At 73.7% G+C, this 2,571-nt stretch carries 1 protein-coding gene and 2 pseudogenes; 2 read left to right on the top strand and 1 reads right to left on the bottom strand.

The features are described 5' to 3' along the window. A pseudogene (locus tag LzC2_RS21100) lies at positions 1-477 on the top strand (hypothetical protein); the annotation flags it as partial. Here the strand turns inward: LzC2_RS21100 and LzC2_RS21095 are convergent. After that, positions 420-1,295, bottom strand: coding sequence for a (5-formylfuran-3-yl)methyl phosphate synthase (locus tag LzC2_RS21095; RefSeq protein ID WP_171189995.1), 876 nt, complete (start codon positions 1,293-1,295; stop codon positions 420-422). The pseudogene LzC2_RS21100 and the gene LzC2_RS21095 overlap by 58 nt on opposite strands. A gap of 317 nt (positions 1,296-1,612) precedes the next feature. Between LzC2_RS21095 and LzC2_RS21090 the strand changes: the two are divergent. Then, positions 1,613-2,571, top strand: a pseudogene (locus LzC2_RS21090) (hypothetical protein); the annotation flags it as partial.

Here is a 2,571-nt window from a genome sequence, read left to right as displayed (position 1 = left end):
GGGTGGGATCGGGTGCATCGGCTGGGGGAAGAGGCCGCGCATCGGGTGGCGTGCGAATCGCTGGGGACGACGGCTCGGTTCATCGCGGAACTGCTGCCGGGGGCCGAACTGGCGGCGACCCGCGAAGCCGCAAGCGACGTTTGGAGCCGAGGGAACGTCGCCGTGCTGGATCTGCCGCGATTCCTGCACGCCGAGGAACCGCTCGACCCGAACCCGCCGCCGCACACTTGGGACACCACTAGCGACACGCTCGCCGCCTGGGTCGCCCGGCGCTGGCCGGCGGAGCGGTTGGCGCTGCTGAAAAGCTGCGATCGCTCGCCGGAGGCGGTCGACCCCTGCTTCGCCCGGTTCGCGGAGGGGTTGGGGGTGGAGTGGGTCAACCTGCGAGACGAACGATTCGCCCCGGCGAGCGGCGGGCGTCAACTCGCTGAGCGTTCCGCGCCGCTTCTCTCGGGGGCTGACGGCTCAGGGGGCTGACGCCCCCCGCTCGCCATGATCGCTTTCAAGGCCCGCACCTTCGCTTCGCTGAGCCCGCCGGTGCGGTCGCCGTCGCAGGCGGCGCCGCGGACGGCGATCACGTCCGCCCCGCAGGCCAACGCCCGGGGGACGGTCTCCAGCGTCAGCGAGCCGGCGAGGGCGAACCGCAGCCCGGCCGCCTTGGCCGCGTCGCCCAGCTTGGTCAGTTCTTCATCCGACCGATGATCGAACAGGCCGCGGCCGTCCTTGTGGAAGGTGTCGATCAGCAACACGCCGCAGCCGACGGCGCTCGCCTCGGCCAGCACGTCCGCGGGGGCCGGGGCGGCGCAGGCCGCGTGGTCGGCGTAGGCGACGGCGACCCAGCCGAAGGCGCCCTCCTCCATTGCGATCGCTTCGTACTGGAAGCGGGCGTCCAGCCAGTCCCACGGCCACCGCGGTCCCTCCCCGCCGTTCGCTTTCTCGTCCCCCGCCGGAGGCTCGTCCGGGGGCAGCGTGCCGCTGAGCCCCAGCTTCGCCCACGTCGCTCCGGGGGGGATGAGGGGCGTCTCGAGCAGCGTCGGCCGGTCCTTCGCCTCGCCCAACGCCACGCTGAGGGCGGCCTTCGGGGAGTCGCCGGTCGCGTCGCAGACCGCCGCGACCTCCGCCCAGACGGCTTCGTCGGCCCGGCCGAGGGAGCCGCGGGACGGCTCTTTCACGTCGATGATCTCCGCCCCGCCGGCCAGGGCGATGCGGGCCTCGGCAGCGTCGCGGACGCTCACCAGTAACTGCGCCATTGGGAAGCGAGCCGGTGGGAGCGACGAGCCGGGGGCGAACGGCATGAGGCCGTTCGGGAAGAAATCCGTGGGGAGCGAACAAAATGGTTCAAGGCGCCACCTGTCCGCAACCGAAGCAGTCCCTCGGCGGACCGCGCGACCGGCACGGACCGCCTGACCCGACGCGTTGGCGATTCCCTCAAGTGGATCGCGACCGGCGCCGGGCCTCGCCGACGGGCGTTCCTTTCTGAGGGAATCCCGCGGCGCCCGGCCGGTCTCCCGACGCCCCCGCGGATCCCCCGCGACCCCGGCGTTCTCGCCTCGGCCGACCGCTCACACCCGGCCCCGCCGCGAGTCCGCGGGACGAAGGACACTCGTTTCTCATGCCGCTCCGACCCATGCTCCGCACGGTTCGCCGTCTCACGGCCGTCCGCCGCTCAGCGCTCGCTCGCGGGAGCCGCGCCGCGCTCCACGGCAGCCTCGCCGCCGCGTTGCTGACGCTCTCCCCCCTCGCTCCGCACGCGCACGGCGAGACCCCCGACGACGGGACGCTCGGCGCCCCGACCAGCTCGGCGGACTACGAAGACCTCTTCGCGATGCCGATTCCGGCCGCGGAGCCGGTCCAACCGAAGCCGGTCGAGTCGAAGCCGGTCGCATCGAAGCCTGAGGCGACGAAGAGTCAACCCGCCTCCGGCGTGATGCGGGCCGCCTTTGAATCCACCGGCGAGTCCAACGGGGAACCGAACGGCTTCGACAGCGGCGTGCTGCGGACCTCCGGGACCGCCGAAGCGACGCCCCCGGCGTTCCCCGCGGCCGGCGTCGGTCGTCCGGTGAGCGACCTCGATTCGTTCTTCGCTCCCGCCCCGGCCATCGCCGCCCCCGCGGCGCCCGCGGCGCCCAAAACCGCCGAACCGACCCTGCCCGTCGCGAGCGAACCGGTTCCGTCCGAGCCGGTTCCGTCCGAACCGAGCGTGACCGAACGCCGCGGCGCCGGCGCCTCGTTCAGCGCCGCGGACTTCGGCTTCGGCCCGGTCGTGCCGGCCGCCGCCGTCGTCGATCCCGCGACCGTCGAACCGATTCAAACCGTCAGCGGCACGAACGATCCGTTCGCGGCGCTGAAAGACCCGTTCTCCCCGGCGCCGAGCGACGCGACCGGCGGTCTGGCGACCGCGGACGCGACCGCCGATCCCGCCGCGGACGCCGCCGTGACCCCCGTCGCCGCGGAACCCGCCGCCGTCGAACCGGCGGTTGATCCGTTCGGTCTGGGCGGCGGTCCGACGAGCGTGCCGGCTCGCATGAACCCGCTCGCCGATCCGACCCCGACCGCCCCCCCCGTCGCCGA

This window comes from Alienimonas chondri, from assembly GCF_013036045.1.
Classification (GTDB): domain Bacteria; phylum Planctomycetota; class Planctomycetia; order Planctomycetales; family Planctomycetaceae; genus Alienimonas; species Alienimonas chondri.
The sequence above is the reverse complement of the archived record's forward strand: the minus strand, read 5'-3'. Positions and strand labels throughout refer to the sequence as shown.

Coding starts and splice junctions, on each gene's coding strand:
- LzC2_RS21095 (WP_171189995.1), bottom strand. CDS start 1,295: ATGCCGTTCGCCCCCGGCTCGTCGCTCCCACCGGCTCGCTTCCCAATG.